At 63.2% G+C, this 14,375-nt stretch carries 17 protein-coding genes and 1 tRNA gene; 12 read left to right on the top strand and 6 right to left on the bottom strand.

From position 1 onward, the window contains the following. Positions 1–65 precede the first annotated feature (65 nt). Together GPL20_RS26970 and GPL20_RS26965 are read left to right on the top strand one after the other, a co-directional pair. Positions 66–518 (top strand): VOC family protein, encoded by a 453-nt coding sequence (locus GPL20_RS26970; RefSeq protein ID WP_157333336.1) that lies wholly within the window; start codon positions 66–68, stop codon positions 516–518. A 384-nt stretch (positions 519–902) separates the two neighbouring features. Next, positions 903–1,541, top strand: a complete 639-nt coding sequence (locus tag GPL20_RS26965) for a glutathione S-transferase family protein (protein WP_157333358.1) — start codon at positions 903–905, stop codon at positions 1,539–1,541. A gap of 130 nt (positions 1,542–1,671) precedes the next feature. Here GPL20_RS26965 and GPL20_RS26960 read toward each other — a convergent pair whose 3' ends face one another. Genes GPL20_RS26960 through GPL20_RS26950 form a run of 3 tightly spaced genes read right to left on the bottom strand, consistent with a single transcriptional unit; the run spans position 1,672 to position 2,392 of the window. After that, positions 1,672–1,839 carry a hypothetical protein gene (locus GPL20_RS26960; protein WP_157333334.1) on the bottom strand — a complete coding sequence of 56 codons (168 nt, stop codon included), beginning with the start codon at positions 1,837–1,839 and terminating at the stop codon, positions 1,672–1,674. A gap of 6 nt (positions 1,840–1,845) precedes the next feature. Beyond that, a complete protein-coding gene (locus tag GPL20_RS26955; RefSeq protein WP_157333332.1) occupies positions 1,846–2,091 on the bottom strand; it encodes a hypothetical protein in 246 nt (81 codons plus the stop codon). A gap of 46 nt (positions 2,092–2,137) precedes the next feature. Further along, positions 2,138–2,392, bottom strand: a complete 255-nt coding sequence (locus GPL20_RS26950; protein WP_157333330.1) for a PilZ domain-containing protein — start codon at positions 2,390–2,392, stop codon at positions 2,138–2,140. 226 nt (positions 2,393–2,618) lie between these two features. Between GPL20_RS26950 and GPL20_RS26945 the strand changes: the two genes are divergently transcribed. Next, positions 2,619–2,693 (top strand) — tRNA-Glu (locus GPL20_RS26945). 182 nt (positions 2,694–2,875) lie between these two features. Here GPL20_RS26945 and GPL20_RS26940 read toward each other — a convergent pair. Next, positions 2,876–3,232 carry an Mth938-like domain-containing protein gene (locus GPL20_RS26940; protein WP_157333328.1) on the bottom strand — a complete coding sequence of 119 codons (357 nt, stop codon included), beginning with the start codon at positions 3,230–3,232 and terminating at the stop codon, positions 2,876–2,878. Between the two features lie 697 nt (positions 3,233–3,929). On the opposite strand from GPL20_RS26940, the gene GPL20_RS26935 reads away from it, so the two are divergent. Next, entirely contained in the window at positions 3,930–4,901 is a 972-nt protein-coding gene (locus GPL20_RS26935) for an MBL fold metallo-hydrolase (RefSeq protein WP_254126402.1), read from the top strand. A gap of 261 nt (positions 4,902–5,162) precedes the next feature. Here the strand turns inward: GPL20_RS26935 and GPL20_RS26930 are convergent, their stop codons facing one another. Next, the gene (locus GPL20_RS26930; protein WP_309143249.1) at positions 5,163–6,350 is read right to left on the bottom strand and encodes a 6-phosphofructokinase; all 1,188 of its coding nucleotides are present in this window, start codon (positions 6,348–6,350) and stop codon (positions 5,163–5,165) included. A 51-nt stretch (positions 6,351–6,401) separates the two neighbouring features. After that, entirely contained in the window at positions 6,402–7,547 is a 1,146-nt protein-coding gene (locus GPL20_RS26925; protein WP_157333324.1) for a fructose-1,6-bisphosphatase, read from the bottom strand. 348 nt (positions 7,548–7,895) lie between these two features. Between GPL20_RS26925 and GPL20_RS26920 the strand changes: the two genes are divergently transcribed. The 8 genes from GPL20_RS26920 to GPL20_RS26890 all read left to right on the top strand — a co-directional run bounded on the left by GPL20_RS26920 (position 7,896) and on the right by GPL20_RS26890 (position 14,350). After that, positions 7,896–8,453 carry a hypothetical protein gene (locus tag GPL20_RS26920; protein WP_246251008.1) on the top strand — a complete coding sequence of 186 codons (558 nt, stop codon included), beginning with the start codon at positions 7,896–7,898 and terminating at the stop codon, positions 8,451–8,453. A 178-nt stretch (positions 8,454–8,631) separates the two neighbouring features. Continuing rightward, positions 8,632–9,258, top strand: coding sequence for a PilZ domain-containing protein (locus GPL20_RS26915; RefSeq protein WP_157333320.1), 627 nt, complete (start codon positions 8,632–8,634; stop codon positions 9,256–9,258). A 124-nt stretch (positions 9,259–9,382) separates the two neighbouring features. Then, complete coding sequence (locus GPL20_RS26910) at positions 9,383–10,390, top strand: acyl-CoA desaturase (RefSeq protein WP_157333318.1); 1,008 nt, start codon at positions 9,383–9,385, stop codon at positions 10,388–10,390. 135 nt (positions 10,391–10,525) lie between these two features. After that, positions 10,526–10,783 carry a hypothetical protein gene (locus GPL20_RS26905; RefSeq protein ID WP_157333316.1) on the top strand — a complete coding sequence of 86 codons (258 nt, stop codon included), beginning with the start codon at positions 10,526–10,528 and terminating at the stop codon, positions 10,781–10,783. A gap of 92 nt (positions 10,784–10,875) precedes the next feature. Further along, positions 10,876–11,025 (top strand): hypothetical protein, encoded by a 150-nt coding sequence (locus GPL20_RS38995; RefSeq protein ID WP_167533230.1) that lies wholly within the window; start codon positions 10,876–10,878, stop codon positions 11,023–11,025. A gap of 313 nt (positions 11,026–11,338) precedes the next feature. Next, positions 11,339–12,379 (top strand): PrsW family glutamic-type intramembrane protease, encoded by a 1,041-nt coding sequence (locus GPL20_RS26900; protein ID WP_157333314.1) that lies wholly within the window; start codon positions 11,339–11,341, stop codon positions 12,377–12,379. Positions 12,380–12,452: 73 nt separating this feature from the next. After that, positions 12,453–13,031: an HdeD family acid-resistance protein gene (locus GPL20_RS26895; RefSeq protein WP_157333312.1), complete on the top strand. Its 579-nt coding sequence runs from the start codon at positions 12,453–12,455 to the stop codon at positions 13,029–13,031. Between the two features lie 233 nt (positions 13,032–13,264). After that, positions 13,265–14,350 (top strand): 3-deoxy-7-phosphoheptulonate synthase, encoded by a 1,086-nt coding sequence (locus GPL20_RS26890; protein ID WP_309143248.1) that lies wholly within the window; start codon positions 13,265–13,267, stop codon positions 14,348–14,350. Positions 14,351–14,375 lie beyond the last annotated feature (25 nt).

The raw sequence follows: 14,375 nt of genomic DNA, 5'->3' as shown, positions 1-14,375 counted from the left end.
GCTATCTCTCCTCCCGCCGGCCCCGCCGACCCAAAACCCTCCATCCGTTCCAGGGAGCAAGAAACATGCGATACCTCCACACCATGCTGCGCGTGCGCAATCTCGATGTCGCGCTGAAGTTCTACCAGGATGCGCTGGGCTTGAAGGAGGTGCGGCGGATCGAGAACGACAAGGGGCGCTTCACGCTGGTGTTCCTGTGCTCGGCGGACGATCTCGAGGCACTGAAGAAGCAGCCGCAAACGCGCGGCGCGCCGCTGGTCGAGCTCACCTACAATTGGGACGAGGAGACCTATGGCGAGGACCGTTTCTTCGGGCATCTCGCTTATGAGGTCGACGACATCTACGCCACCTGCGACAAGCTGATGAAGGCCGGCGTCACCATCAACCGGCCACCGCGCGACGGCAACATGGCCTTCGTCCGCTCGCCGGACCTGCACTCGATCGAGCTGTTGCAGAAGGGCGAACCGAAGCCGCCGCAGGAGCCATGGACATCGATGCCCAACACCGGCCATTGGTGAGGGTGCGGCAGGAACAAGCCCGCGCCACCCGCGTTTGCCCTTCAACAAAAGCGATTGGAGGAGGATGCGATGGCGAGAGGGCTGTTGCTGTGGCTGCTTGGCGTGCCGATCCCGGTGATCATTCTGTTGTGGCTGTTCTTCGGCCGCTGAGCGTCGCGTCAAGTTGCAATGAAGGCTCCGCCTCAGGCGGAGCTTTTTGCATGAGGGGCTCGGCGCAATCGTGCATCGCCCGACAAGAGGAATTCCGCTATCACCCGCGCAAGGTGGATTCGTAGCCCGGATGGAGCGCAGCGTAATCCGGGACCGCCGCAGTTGAAGCATTCCCCGGATTGCGCTTCGCTCTATCCGGGCTACGACACCGAACAACGCCGCAAGGGACGCTTCATGCCTGACACCAAGCTGACGATCTGGGGGCGCGCCAACTCGGTCAACGTGCAGAAGGTGCTCTGGTGCCTTACCGAGCTCGGCCTCGCCTATGAGCGCATCGACGCCGGCATGCAATACGGCAAGACCCGCGAGGCCGACTATCTCGCGATGAACCCCAATGCGCGCATCCCGACCCTGGTCGAGGGCGACTTCGTGCTGTGGGAATCCAACTCGATCATGCGCTATCTCTGCCTCGCGCATGGGCGCGGCACGCCGATCTATCCCGAAACGCCGAAGCTGCGCGCCGGCGTCGACCGCTGGCTCGACTGGACGCTGTCGACGGTGCAGCCGGTCGACCGTCCGGTGTTCTGGGGCATCGTGCGCACCGCGCCCGCCGAGCGCGACATGCTTCAGGTGCAGAAGGATGCCGATGCCGCCGCCGAGGTCTGGGCGATCGCCGACCGCCTGCTCTCGTCACGCCGCTTCATGGAGGGTGATGCGTTCACGCTCGCCGACATCGCGGTCGGGTCCTATGCGCGGCGCTGGCTCGGCGTCGAAGGCATCACCCGGCCGGCGCAGCCGCACCTGACGCGGTGGCTCGCCGAGCTCGGCAAACGGCCCGGATTTGCACAGTTCGTCGCACCGCCGATGTCGTGACCGGTGGCGCGGTCTAAGTTGCGATGAGGCCTGCGTGAATCGTCGTTCTGCCGCGCGCGCATGGCGTCGCGGCCGCCCTTGACGGCTACTGTGCATGGGGTTGTTTTCGCGTTTTTTGTTTTGGGGCTAGCTAGAGCCAGCCGCGCTCGACCAGCAGCACGCAGATGATCAGCAAAAGCGTGACGACCGCGGTGGCCAGCCGCGCGGTCCAGCTGAGGCCGCGGCCGACCCACCACAACAGCGCGCAGTACATCAGCACGGGGACGAGGATGTCGAGCCGCAACAGATCCGGCGGCATGCGGCCTCAGCGCCCGACCGCGGCGTCGACACGGGTCGAGCCGCCGATCTGCACGCACGTGCCGGTAGCCTCGACCATGACGAAGCGCGGGCCGTAGGAGGCACAGGAGCCTGCCTTCGCCGCGCCGGCGGCCCCCTTCAGCGGCAGCGCCTTGCCGGCCTGGGGGCGCTCGGCAGGCGGCAGGCGCAACGCCTCGGCCGCGGCGGCGGACGTGGCGAGCAGCGAGACGAGGATGAGGAGCAGCGCACGCATGCCCGCCTTGTAGCCCGGGCGCGGTCCGCGCGCCATCCGCCCGATGTCAGAGGAACTTGACGCCGGCCGACTTGCCGCGGCGCCAGACCACCTGGCAGCTCCGCCCCGTCCGCGCATCGCGCGCAAAGGCCATCCGGATCACGCCCGGGAGCTGGCTCGCATCTTCGTCCAGCGTGATCTTCGCGCCCGAGTCCGAGATGTCCTGCACCAGGCAATGCCGCGCGGCGAATCCGCCGTCGAGCGTGATCCAGGCGTGCTGCGACAGCAGCTTGCGGTCTGCGCGCTTCTTGGGGGGTGGCATTGCTGAGCTTCTCCGGTTCCAGCGCTATCTCATGTCACCCTAAGAAACCGTTGAAATCGGCCCCCGATAATCCCGGGGCCGGCGCTGTCCACCGCCCCCAAAAGACCGGTCCCGAACGGCTTGCCCGCCGGGCCAAAGGCCACTATACGTTCGCCCGCTGCAAGCCGCCGGGCACTGTCCGGCCGGCCGGCGGCCGTGCCGCGAAAAGCGGCGGGGCCCTGCGTTTGCTCCCTTCGTCTATCGGTTAGGACGCCACCCTTTCACGGTGGAGAGAGCGGTTCGATTCCGCTAGGGAGCGCCAAAATTCCCAAGACATCTTTGATTTGTTTTCGTTTTTTGGCTGATCTGGCAAGCGGAACCTGACGAGAAACTCACCATCACATAACTGAAGCTCTGGGAGCATGCCTCACGTAGTGCAGACATTCTCTCAATGCCCTCTCGAACTCTTGCTCATCTCCCAAGCGCGGTCTCGGCCGACCCTACTCAGCACGTAACGTGAAAAAGGCCGATCTTCCGCGCATGCGAGTTGTTGAACGTATCAATCGCCTTGGGCGTCGGCTGCAGCAGGACCCTGCAGCCCTTGCTCGCAAAATACGCCTCTGCTTCTGGCGAAAGATGCACATTTCCGTACTGGCCGGAGCCAAGAATTAACTGCTCGCACCCCTTCTCGAAGACGAACTTCGCTTCGTCCTTCGAGAGGACATGCGAGGTGCCGTAGTACTTCTTCGACAGCTTCTTCTTACGCTTTGCCACTTCGCCGGACAGACGGATGATCACGTCGTGCTCATACGTCTTTCCGTCAATCGTGATAGTGCCGAATGTGGTGCGCTCGATCTCCATGGACTGACCTCCGCCTGATCTCGGCGCGAGGCCCCGACTCGGCAGACGAGCCTTGTATCGATGTGCGGGCACCTCTGCTTCGCGCTGCTCGTCAGACTCCCAGACCGCTCCACCAAGTGTCGCCGAGCCTCGCCTGGGGGGCGAGCAACCGCCTGTGGCCGCGTCCAATTCCTCTCTGCTCCGTTGCGGTATAGGTATGGCGAAGCCCACCATCCAGCAAGCCTGACAGGCCCCGAAGAGGTCACAAGTGCCGGGTCCCCGGAACATCGCCTAACGAGCGTCCGAAACCCGCTCGCGATTGTCTGCTCAAGATCAGATGGTGCGGATAGTCATACCGGCGTTCTTATTCTTGACGCAGCAGCAAGTTGATAGGAACATATCGTAGACGCCCGACCCTCCGGCACGAAATGCGTCCGTCCGGTCCCGCGCCTTCTGTGTATGGCCTCGCTATCGGCAGCAACGGGAGGTAGCAATGGCTTTGGAACATACGTCAGCGTCGATTTCTCCGTCACAAGCAGGCCCAGTTACTCGTCGGCCGTTTTATTGCGATGAGGTTGGGCGCCGAGAATTCGTCTGCGGCGGAGGCGCTAGTCTCCTAAGTGCGATGCTTGCGACTCTCCTCGCTGGCTCGAAGCCTGTGAGGGCCGAGGCCGTTACCGGACCGTTGCCTGAGCTTGATCGCGTGGCAGTTCGGATAGTGATCGATAGCTATCAATTTGCCGTCGCTCCGAGCAGAAAACTGCCTAACCTCGATGTCCAGCACTTTGGCTGGGGTCTCGGCGATAAGCCGCCGCGCAGAACGTTGGTCAGCGAATTCGGACTTGCGATGCAGGTCGAGTCGCGACGAGGTAATGAGGCGCGCAACATCCTCGTTGACTTCGGGTTCACGCCGGAAGCACTTCTCAACAATGCGACTCTGCTGGGCATCGATCCCGCGGCTATCGACGCGCTTGTGCTTAGCCACGGGCACCAGGACCACTTTGGCGGTCTCGCCGGCTTCTTGCAGGCCCACAGTGGCAAGCTGAAACCGAAACTGCCGTTGTTTGTCGGCGGAGAAGGATGCTTCTGCGCGCGCGAGTGGACTGCCCCTCCGGTGCGGGGCAGCTTCGGCGTCATCGACCGCAAGGCACTCGAGGAGGCCGATGTCGCCGTGACCTATGCGGAAGGACCCACTCTCGTTGCCGATCACGCTGTTGTCACGGGCCAGATCAGCCAAAGGAGCTTCGAGAAGGTGCTATCCCCGAGCGCAATGACCATAGGCTTCGACCGAGGCGTCGGCTGTTATCCGGATCGCCTCAGCGTGGCCGAACGCAGCGCACCCGTCGTGCCGGATCAATTTCAGCACGAGATTGCCACGGTCTTCAATCTGAAAGGACGCGGGCTCATCATCCTAACCTCCTGCAGCCATCGCGGCGTGGTCAACGCGATCAGGCAAGCTCAAGCCGCCTCCAGCATGGAAAAGATTCATGCGGTGATCGGGGGCTTTCATCTCGCGCCCTATCCAGAGGAGTACGTTCGAGACACGGTCAAGGCACTGCAGGAGGTGGATCCCACTTACGTGGTTCCACTGCATTGTACGGGCGAACCCTTTTACGAGGCCGCTCGCGCCGCGATGCCGACAAAACTCTTACGTTCGTACACGGGGACTCGCTTGGTTTTCGAGGCGTGAGCTGAGCCTCAGCCCCCCACGTGGAAGCCCCGTGGTCAAGCTCAATAAGCGTGGCGTTTTGGGGACCCGCCCTGCCGTCGTGCTGAAGTTCAGTTTGCCAATAGCCGAAATAGGCTATCTGCATCACTGCGCGAAATTGGCTTCGGAAAGGTGGCAAACCCGTTGATCTCGTTCGCATCCCGCCCTTCGCTAGGGAGCGCCAAATTCCCAAGACATCTTTGATTTGGCTTCGTTCTTCGCGCGATTGGCAAACCAGTGTCCTTAAGACGCGCGGTTGAGGAAGATCGGCAGGCCCCGCTTGTTGGAATAGAGCGGGCGGTAGCGCTCGGTGTTGTATGTGCTGGCGACGTCCAATACGCGCGGCCCGAGCCTGGCATCAGGGATAGGCACCAGGTCGTAGCGTCCCTCGACCAGCGCCGACATAAGGCCGGTCTTGCCTTCCAGGATCGCATCGTAGGCCATGTTACCGAAAGTCAGGGCGACGAGCTTGTCGATGAAGTCAGGATCGCCCGACCGCAGATCGTAGGTGAGATCAGAGACGATGGTCTCCTCGCCGGCGCGCTGCTTGATCTCGTCGGCAAGCGCTTCGGCCACGCTCGTCCTTTTGCGGTGGCCGTAGGCGTCAGGTTCGCCGTACTCCTGCATCTTGTAGCCCTCCCACTCGGCGCCTTCGCTGAGCACGATCAGCGCGTAGTTGCTTGGGTTGGCGCGCTTTTCCTCGCACAGCAACTCGATCAGCTTATCAAGATTGACCTTGTACTCCGGTATCACGCATCGGATCGAAGTTGCGTATGCGGTATAGAGTGCCGTAAATCCGGCATCGCGGCCAAAGATGCGGAAAATGCCAACTCGCTCGTGTGAGCCGATAGTGGTGCGCTGCCGCTGGATGGCGTCGCTGGCGCGGGTGATCGCGGTCGAGAAGCCGATGCAGTACTCGGTATTGCGGACATCGTTGTCCATCGTCTTCGGGATGGCGATGATCTTGACGCCGAGTCCGTTGAGCTTGTCCGCGTAGCTGAGCGTGTCGTCACCGCCGATGGCGATCAGGTGATCGATGCCGAGCCCGGAGAGGTTCGCCAGTACCTGGCCGGTGAGGTCCCAGGTCTTGGTTGAAATACCGCCCTTGGCACTCTCCGAGACCGGAGGGTCTTGGCCGACGAGATGATCGGGCAGCTTTTTCATTTTTGAGGGATTGGTGCGGCTCGAGTGCAGCACGGTCCCGCCGCGTCGATCGATGATGCGCGTATTTTCGCGATTGAGCGGAATGAGGTAGTGGGATTTGCTGGCGGGGTCGTCGAGGTTCAGATGCGTGAGGGCCTCCCAACCGCGGCGGAGCCCTACGACTTCGATGTCGTCCTCGCTGCCGCGATAAGTCACGGTCTTGATGATGGCATTGAGGCCGGGGACGTCGCCGCCGCCCGTGAGAATACCGATGCGTTTTCTCGCCACGCCCACCTCCCGGTACCAGCATGTCGCAATAGCGCCCGTGTCCCACGCTCTCTATTCGGCCGCTTCAGGCTTGCGCTCCTCTCGCAACCGAAAGCGCTTCAGCAGAGCGGACACGGTGTCGCGGAAGCCGCCATACTCCAGCTCGGAATACGGCAGCATCGCAGCGCCCGACCAACCCTGGCTGCGCATCTCGATCGCTTTGCGTTGTGCGCAGCGGCGCACCTCGTCCCACGCCAAGTTGTCGAAGAAATCGGTATAGGACTCGGCAAAGCGGCCATCCTTGTCCACCGAAAAGCCGGCGCAGGAAACGATCGGCAGACAGTACATGCCAGTCACCGGTGTATTGAGCGGCACCGGCATCAGCGGCATCACGTGCGAGCCGCGTGCATCGCCACCCACGAAGTGCGCCTTGGCGAAGGGCGAGACGATTTCCTCGGGCGCGGGGAAAATTCCCTGGTTCCTGATAATCGCGACCGGATCATCCTTGCCGGTGTACTTGCCTGCGATCGCGTGAAGACGCTGCGCTGACACAGCGGCGGCGACCTCGCCATTTGTTCGAGAAACGATGCGATCAACGCCAAAGCGCTCGTTGTCGCGGAGCAGCGCGGCAATGTGATAGTTGTCCGCGGGCGCGTCGAGTTCGATCACGCTGTCACCAACAGTGTTGTCCATGTCGATGATATGGAAACGGAATCCCTTGATCATCGGGGGCAGCATCAGTCCGGCGCAATACATTGGATCAGCAAAGGCAAGGTAAAGCGGCAGGTTGTAGGCGCCGGGGCCGCACTTGTCGGCGGCGAACACCATGAACGACTCCGCGGGCCTCAGGCCCGATAGGCTGTGCTCGAAGCTGAGTTCGGCGACACCCGGGCCGGCACCGCGGATGTTTCCGGAAGGTGCGTCTGCGAGAAGATCCTGACCGGCACCGTAGAGACCGGAAGTCTTCGCAACCGAAGTCGCCGCGAGAAACGTCTTCCAGGCGAATTGATGGATCTCGGAGCTGCCTTCGCCCCTCGTGTGCGTCATGATGATCGCGATGTCGTCGCCGGTGTGGCAGATGAAGCCGTCGATCAAAAGACCAGAGGCGATCGCCTTCCCGACTTCGACTTCGACAGCCGCCATCATGCGTGAAGACGGTTTTGTATGCCCTCCAACGGAGCCAACGTCAGCTTTGATGACCGAAAGATTGAGTCTCATGAGCGTTCCTCCCCGCGCAAGCACGCGCCTCGGCCTCGGCGCTTGCTGCGCCGGGGCGGCGGCGCTGCTCATTCGCGGCAAGAACTCTCTGATGTTGCGATAGGTTCCAGCCTTGGGTTGATAGTTCTCAGTGAACGGACCTGCCCCTTTGCTGCAGGGTGCAGCGAAATCCGCCCTGACCCCGTGAACCTCCCTGCCCCCGCCCCCCGACCAATGTCGGATCGGAACCGGTGCGGACCCATGGAGCAGCGCAAATCCCCCTCGGAAGGCCAGCCCGGCGTCGCTTCGCCGGCGCCTCCGCCATGGATGCACCGTGCGAGGCCGTACGCCCCGGAGCGGCGCGCCAGTATGCTCGAGCACATGGCGCGCGCCAGGTCGCTCCCGCAGCCCCAGGCCGCGACGAGCCCGGCCGCGCCACAGCCATCGGACAAGAGCGGCAAAGACATCCTCAGTGATTTCCTCGGCCACGTCGTTCTGTTCGGCGTCGTCGCCCTGCTCTTCCAGTCTCCCATCCCGCTCTATCTCGGCGCCTTTCTCTTCATCGATGGCGAGCGCATCGAGCTCGCATTCGGAAAGATCGGGATCCGGTTCGACCGCGATACGATCGGACCCGACCTCGTCAAAGGCTTCGTACCCCTGTTCGCATGGTTCGCGCTGCTCGCGTCATTAAGGCCATCCGTCCCAGCCTGGCTCGCGACATGGATTCCTCCGGACGCATCATGGTCCTTCATCGCCGGCATCGCTCTTGCGCTCGCGATCGTCGAAGCATTCGCGGCGCTCGCGATGCGGCGCGCATTGCCGTGGCTCGGACTCGAGATATCTGCGGAAAGTTTGACGTGCTCGACGATCAAACTCGTCGCTGCCGTGGCCGTGCTGGCCTGTCTCGTTCTGCTCGGCTCTCTCTGAGCGCACCGCGCACGTCGCGATGACGATGTTGTGAGATTGCGCGCCTCGAAAACGGGGCACCACCGACCTGCGCATTTACCGGAAATTTACCCCTACTCATGAGTGCCGGTATCATTTGCTTAGAATTTGACCGCTACCGTGGATTTACGGAAATCATCCCACCCCCCGATTGGCGTTCATGTCTGTTGCAGAGTTCCTCCGGCAGCGTGCAGTGGAAGTTGCCGTGACCGGCAGCTACTCGCTGCCTCGCTGGTACGATTGTGAGGGCAAGCTGCGCACCTTCGCCTGCCGCACCAAGCGCGTCTCGCCCTTCCGGATGATCGTGGACGTTCCGGTCGTCGGCAAGATCGGTGAGCGCGTGACCTCCTATTTCGAGGATTTCGGCGAATTCCAGTGCACGATCAGCGCGACGTTGAAGGCGGGCTTCCTGATGGAACTCGACATGACGCGGGCGCGGCGCGCCTGGATGTCGGAAAAGCTGACCTGGCTAGAGAAGAAGCAGAAGGACGCCAGCGTCCAGGATCTGCGGCGTGACGCACGCTTCGTTCCGCAAGCCTCGCACACGTTCCTGACCCTCGCCGATGGCAGCAGCCATCCCTGCTTCGTCATCGACGTCTCCACAGCCGGCGTGGCGGTATCCTCGGAGTACGACCCACCGGTCGGAACGCCGCTTGCGGTCGGCGCCTGCGTCGGGCGCGTCATCCGCAAATTCCACAATGGCTTTGCGATCAAATTCGCCGAAAAGCAGCAGCGGGACGATCTCGTCCGCCTCATCGTGCGCTCGGCCGCGTTACAATCGGCCTGATCCCGGCCGGATCGATTTTAACTCATTTTTAACTAAATGCTGGAGGTCGCGGTTCCTGCGCGATAGGGTGTGCCCCAATACGTCCGCAATCACTGCGGGCTCCTTGAGTATGGGAAGCCCTGGAATGTCCATCGCTGATGCCGAGCTCACCCCGGCAGAGATCGCCAAGAGCACGATCCCCGCGGCAAAACCGCAGCTTCCGCCCGGCGTCGTCACCGAGGGACCGCTGGTTCAAGCCAAGCTGCGCGAGAGCTATCTCCTCCTCGGCATTCTCTATATCGGCGCCATCGCGGGCATCGTCTGGGCCATCACGCAAGGTGTCGGCAAGGTCGAGTTGTTCACGTTCGCCTGGATGTTCGCGCTGACCACGTTCGGCATCGGCGCCGGCATGCACCGCCTGTTCGTGCATCGCAGCTTCCGCACCGGCCCCATCATGCGCGTCTTCTTCTGCGCCATCGCCCAGATGGCGATCCAGGGCTCGATCGCCAAATGGGTCGCCAACCACCGCCGCCATCATCTCTACGCTGACGATGTCGGCGATCCCCACAGCCCGCAATTCGACGGTTTTGGCAATCGCTACGTCAGCGCGTTCAAGGGTTTCCTGCACGCCCAGGGCAGCTGGGTGTTCGACCAGGCCACCACCGACAACGAATATTACGCCAAGGACATCCTCGCCGATCCCATCGCGATGTTCTTCGTGCGCACGCGCTGGGTCTGGTACGGGATGTCGGCAATCTTCATCCCCGGCGTGATCGGCTACGTTTTCGGCGGCGTTCACACCATGATCGGCTGCGTGCTGTTCTCCGGCTTGCTCCGCGGCTATCTGCTGATCCTTACCAGTCAGCTCACCGGCTCGGTCTGCCACGCCTACGGCTACCGCCGCTTCGAGGTCGACGACGCCTCGACCAACGAGTTCGTGACCACGATCCTCACCTTCGGCGAGGGCCTGCACAACAACCATCACCGCTTCCCGCGGGACGCCTATATCTCGCATGCCTGGTGGGAGATCGATCTCAACGGCCTGATCATCCTGGGCCTGGAAAAGATCGGCCTCGTCCACGACGTCTTCCACGCCTCGCACCGTCAGCTGGAGCGAGCGTCCGAAGCGCAGGCCGCCTCGACGGTGCGCTGAACCGGCGGGGAACGGCCGCGCTCCGGCCGTTTTCCCCCGTACCGCTGCCCTATCGCGGCCCCATTGCGGGATCAGCTTTTGAGGGTCTGTGCCTCGTGCCGGACTTCATTTGCAGACTTGCGATCGGGGGACCGAATGGCAGTCGACAAGATCACGGTTGATAAAGTCACTTGGGACAAGGTCGGCCGGGTCACCGAGCCCGGACGCTACATGTACACATTCGGCTGGCTCACCATCACCGCCGGCGATCTCGATATCTGGAAGCAATACCCGCAGGCCGCTTTCACGCTCCTTGCGCAACATTCCGCTCCGGACGAGTTCGTCGTCGAGGAATACCATCTCGGCGCCTTCGACATCGCACCCGACCCGCGGCCGCCGTTCACCGCGCACTGAAGGATTCCTGGCGGGCGCTTCGTATAAGGCGTGGCTGCGCAGAATGCGCGCGCTTGCGGGAACGCATGGCAGCCCGTTGCTTTATAGTCGCCATGACAGATGTCGCCGCCTTCGATCAAGTCGCTCTGTTGCTGCTGATCGTGTTCTGCCTGGGCTCGTGCCTCGTGCGCGCCTTCTGGGAGCTGGAGCAGCTGCGCCCGCCGGATCGCTGCATCGCCCCACCGCCGCACAAGGAAGCGTGACTAGGCCGGCCTGCCACGCCGCGACGTCCGAGCAGACCTGCCGCGTCCGCTGCACACGTGCATCGTGAATCGAAGATCCCGGCGCATTTCCTTGATCTCGCTGGACAATCGCAATCCGATCCCAAATGCGCAATCGCTGCCATTGGTGACGAGCGGGCCCCGTCATGCCATTGATAGGGCTCGCATTCGATACCATCGGCCCGGATGAACTGAAGCTGTCCTGCTTGTTAAGTGACGCGACAGCTTACGCATGACACATGGTCGCATCGGTGGACGTAGATAAGCAGATCAAGGGAACCTATTTTCGGCGCCGATGTACCTGATTGAAGCATTACCCACCGTCATCGGAACTGCCGCCATCGCTCCGGCGCTGCTGATGCTGTGGCTTGTCATTGCCGCCGAGGAACGCCCGGGACCGCCGGCCCAGGTCTGGACCGCGTTCCTGCTCGGCGCCGCCAGCATCTCGCTGCTCGGCCTCGCCCGCGCCCCCTTTGCCAAGATGGTCGCAGCCCCGGACGATCCCTGGGCAGCGCTTGCCATGCACTCCGTTTTCGGCGTCGCGCTGCCGGAGGAAGCCGTGAAGGTCATCGCCATCGTGCTGGTCTCCTCGACCAAGCGGCGGACCTTCGCCAATCCGATGGACACCGTGGTCTATGGCGCCGCCGTCGGCCTCGGCTTCGCCGCTTATGAGAACCTCGCCTATCTCGTCCAGCATGCCGAGATGTGGCGCTCGCTGGCCGCCCTGCGCAGCGTGCTCACCGTGCCGTTCCACGGCGCGCTCGGCATCATCGCCGGCGCCTACCTCACGATCGCCCGCGCCGGCACGGCGCTGGGTGCGAACCGCCACCATCGCGACTGGGCCCGTCTCTCCAGTCGCCTCTTGATCTTCGCTGGCCCGCTCGCACTGCATTCGGCCTTCGACTTTCCGCTGCTGACCTTGCAGCGGATGCCCGACCTCGATCCGACGCTCCGGATGTGGCTGGGCGCCACGAGCCTCCTGATCGGCTTCAGCTCGATCGCCTTCGCCATCCGCCTGGTACGGCGTGTCGCGCGCCACCATGCGCCACGGACCGACATCGCCCGGGAGCGGCTCAGCCAGCTCCGCCGGATGTGGGCGCTGCTGCTTGCCGGCGGCGGCGTCGGCTTTCTCGGCCTCGCCTTCGTGCTGACCTCGATTCATCACTGGCTGATCAACCCCGAGCGTAATCTGACGCTGGCCCTGATCCCGATCGGCCTGACCTCGATCCTGCTCGGCCTTGCGCTTCTGATTGTCACAACGGCGATCTACATTCTCGGCCGCAACCGCATCCGCACCAGTGCGGAGGGTTTTTCATCGGCGCCCGGCGGCGGCTGAGCCGCGGGATGGCAAGCGCGGTGCGCACGTACTAGACTGAGACGCACCGGCTGCTCACGAGATCGAGGCCACCATGACATCGCCCGAGGATCTTTCACGGTTGCAATCCGCGATGAGCCAGGCGGTGAAAGCGCATTGGAAGGCTTTTCTGTTCGAGGGCATCCTGCTCGCCGCTCTCGGAATTGCCGCGCTGATCCTGCCGCCGCTCGCGAGCCTTGCGACCGCGATCTTTCTCGGCTGGATGTTCCTGATCAGCGGCATCGGCGGATTGATCGTGACCTACTGGGCGCGCAGCACGCCAGGCTTCTGGTGGTCGCTGATCTCCGCCGCTCTGGCGGTGCTCGCCGGCGGGATACTGCTGGCCCGCCCGATGCAGGCTGTGCTGACGCTGACCATTGTGCTCGGTGCCTACTTTCTCGCCGAAGGCGTCGCCACCATCATGTATGCGCTGGAGCATCGCCGTGAGCTCAGCGGGCGCTGGTCGTGGCTCCTGATCTCGGGCCTTGTCGACATCGCGATCTCCTTCATGGTGATCGCGGGACTGCCAAGCTCGGCGGATTGGGCGATCGGCGTCCTCGTCGGTATCAACCTCCTGTTCGGAGGCGCGACCCTGATCGGCATGGCCCTGGCGGCGCGCAAGAGCAACACCTGACCGGCATCGCCGCCTCGCAGGCCTTTTGGGGGGTGACAGCCCCAAACGTCTGCGCTATAGAGCCAGCCATGATCACCGTCGCCACCAGCTATTTTTGGTACTTTAGCTACGACAGCTCGCTGGCGGCGGGAGGATCGCGCTCAATCTGACACATTGCAGCAAACGTCCGAACAGCCGCCAGACCTGGCGGCTTTTTTATTGGCCGGCAGGTTCTAAACAGACAGGAGCCCGCCGTGCTGAGCACGACCGACGATCTTCGTATCCGCGAACTGAAAGAGCTGAGCACGCCGGAAGAGGTGATGCGGGAGGTCCCGCGCACGCTCACCGCGACGCGTGTGGTGATGGCGGCGCGCAACGCGATCCACGCCATCCTCACCGGCCAGGACGACCGCCTGCTGGTCGTGGTCGGCCCGTGCTCGGTGCATGACCCCAGGGCCGCGCTCGACTACGCCGAGCATCTCGCAAAGCTGCGCGAGGACCTCGCCGACCAGCTCGAGATCGTGATGCGGGTCTATTTCGAGAAGCCGCGCACCACCGTCGGCTGGAAGGGCCTGATCAACGACCCCGATCTCGACGGCAGCTTCGACATCAACAAGGGCCTGCGGCTCGCGCGCAATGTGCTGTCGGCGGTCAACAATCTGGGCCTGCCTGCCGGCACCGAATTCCTCGACATGACGACGCCGCAATACATCGCCGACCTCGTGTCCTGGGCCGCGATCGGCGCGCGTACGACCGAGAGCCAGATCCATCGCGAGCTGGCTTCGGGATTGTCCTGTCCGGTCGGCTTCAAGAACGGCACCGACGGCAATGTGCGCATCGCGGCGGATGCCGTGAAATCGGCCTCGCATCCGCATCATTTCATGGCGGTGACCAAGCTCGGCCGCTCCGCGATCGCCTCGACCGCGGGCAACGAGGATTGCCACATCATCCTGCGCGGCGGCAGCAAGCCGAACTATGATGCGGAAAGCGTCGCGGCGGCCTGCACTGAGCTGGCGAAATCGGGCGTTGCACCGCAGGTGATGGTCGATGCGAGCCACGCCAATTCGAGCAAGAAGCCGGAGAACCAGCCGCTGGTCATGGCCGACATCGCCGGCCAGATTTCCGGCGGCGAGAACCGCATCATGGGCGTGATGATCGAGAGCAATCTGGTCGCCGGCCGCCAGGACGTGGTGCCGGCCAAGCCGCTCGTCTACGGCCAGAGCATCACCGACGGCTGCATCGACTGGGCGACCACGGCAAGCGTCCTCGAGCAGCTTGCGGACGCAGTCGAAATCCGCCGCAACACCCAGCGGGCGGGCCTGCACGAGCGGTCTGCTTGAGGCACGACGAGATCGGCTTGCTCCT

Origin of the sequence: Bradyrhizobium cajani (assembly GCF_009759665.1) — a bacterium.
Taxonomy (GTDB): domain Bacteria; phylum Pseudomonadota; class Alphaproteobacteria; order Rhizobiales; family Xanthobacteraceae; genus Bradyrhizobium; species Bradyrhizobium cajani.
The sequence above is the reverse complement of the archived record's forward strand: the minus strand, read 5'-3'. Positions and strand labels throughout refer to the sequence as shown.

Bases quoted from the DNA above. Each gene is read 5' to 3' on its own strand.
- GPL20_RS26970 (WP_157333336.1), top strand. From the start codon at position 66: ATGCGATACCTCCACACCATGCTGCGCGTGCGCAATCTCGATGTCGCG.
- GPL20_RS26965 (WP_157333358.1), top strand. From the start codon at position 903: ATGCCTGACACCAAGCTGACGATCTGGGGGCGCGCCAACTCGGTCAAC.
- GPL20_RS26960 (WP_157333334.1), bottom strand. From the start codon at position 1,839: ATGCCGCCGGATCTGTTGCGGCTCGACATCCTCGTCCCCGTGCTGATG.
- GPL20_RS26955 (WP_157333332.1), bottom strand. From the start codon at position 2,091: ATGCGTGCGCTGCTCCTCATCCTCGTCTCGCTGCTCGCCACGTCCGCC.
- GPL20_RS26950 (WP_157333330.1), bottom strand. From the start codon at position 2,392: ATGCCACCCCCCAAGAAGCGCGCAGACCGCAAGCTGCTGTCGCAGCAC.
- GPL20_RS26940 (WP_157333328.1), bottom strand. From the start codon at position 3,232: ATGGAGATCGAGCGCACCACATTCGGCACTATCACGATTGACGGAAAG.
- GPL20_RS26925 (WP_157333324.1), bottom strand. From the start codon at position 7,547: ATGAGACTCAATCTTTCGGTCATCAAAGCTGACGTTGGCTCCGTTGGA.
- GPL20_RS26920 (WP_246251008.1), top strand. From the start codon at position 7,896: ATGCTCGAGCACATGGCGCGCGCCAGGTCGCTCCCGCAGCCCCAGGCC.
- GPL20_RS26915 (WP_157333320.1), top strand. From the start codon at position 8,632: ATGTCTGTTGCAGAGTTCCTCCGGCAGCGTGCAGTGGAAGTTGCCGTG.
- GPL20_RS26910 (WP_157333318.1), top strand. From the start codon at position 9,383: ATGTCCATCGCTGATGCCGAGCTCACCCCGGCAGAGATCGCCAAGAGC.
- GPL20_RS26905 (WP_157333316.1), top strand. From the start codon at position 10,526: ATGGCAGTCGACAAGATCACGGTTGATAAAGTCACTTGGGACAAGGTC.
- GPL20_RS38995 (WP_167533230.1), top strand. From the start codon at position 10,876: ATGACAGATGTCGCCGCCTTCGATCAAGTCGCTCTGTTGCTGCTGATC.
- GPL20_RS26900 (WP_157333314.1), top strand. From the start codon at position 11,339: ATGTACCTGATTGAAGCATTACCCACCGTCATCGGAACTGCCGCCATC.
- GPL20_RS26895 (WP_157333312.1), top strand. From the start codon at position 12,453: ATGACATCGCCCGAGGATCTTTCACGGTTGCAATCCGCGATGAGCCAG.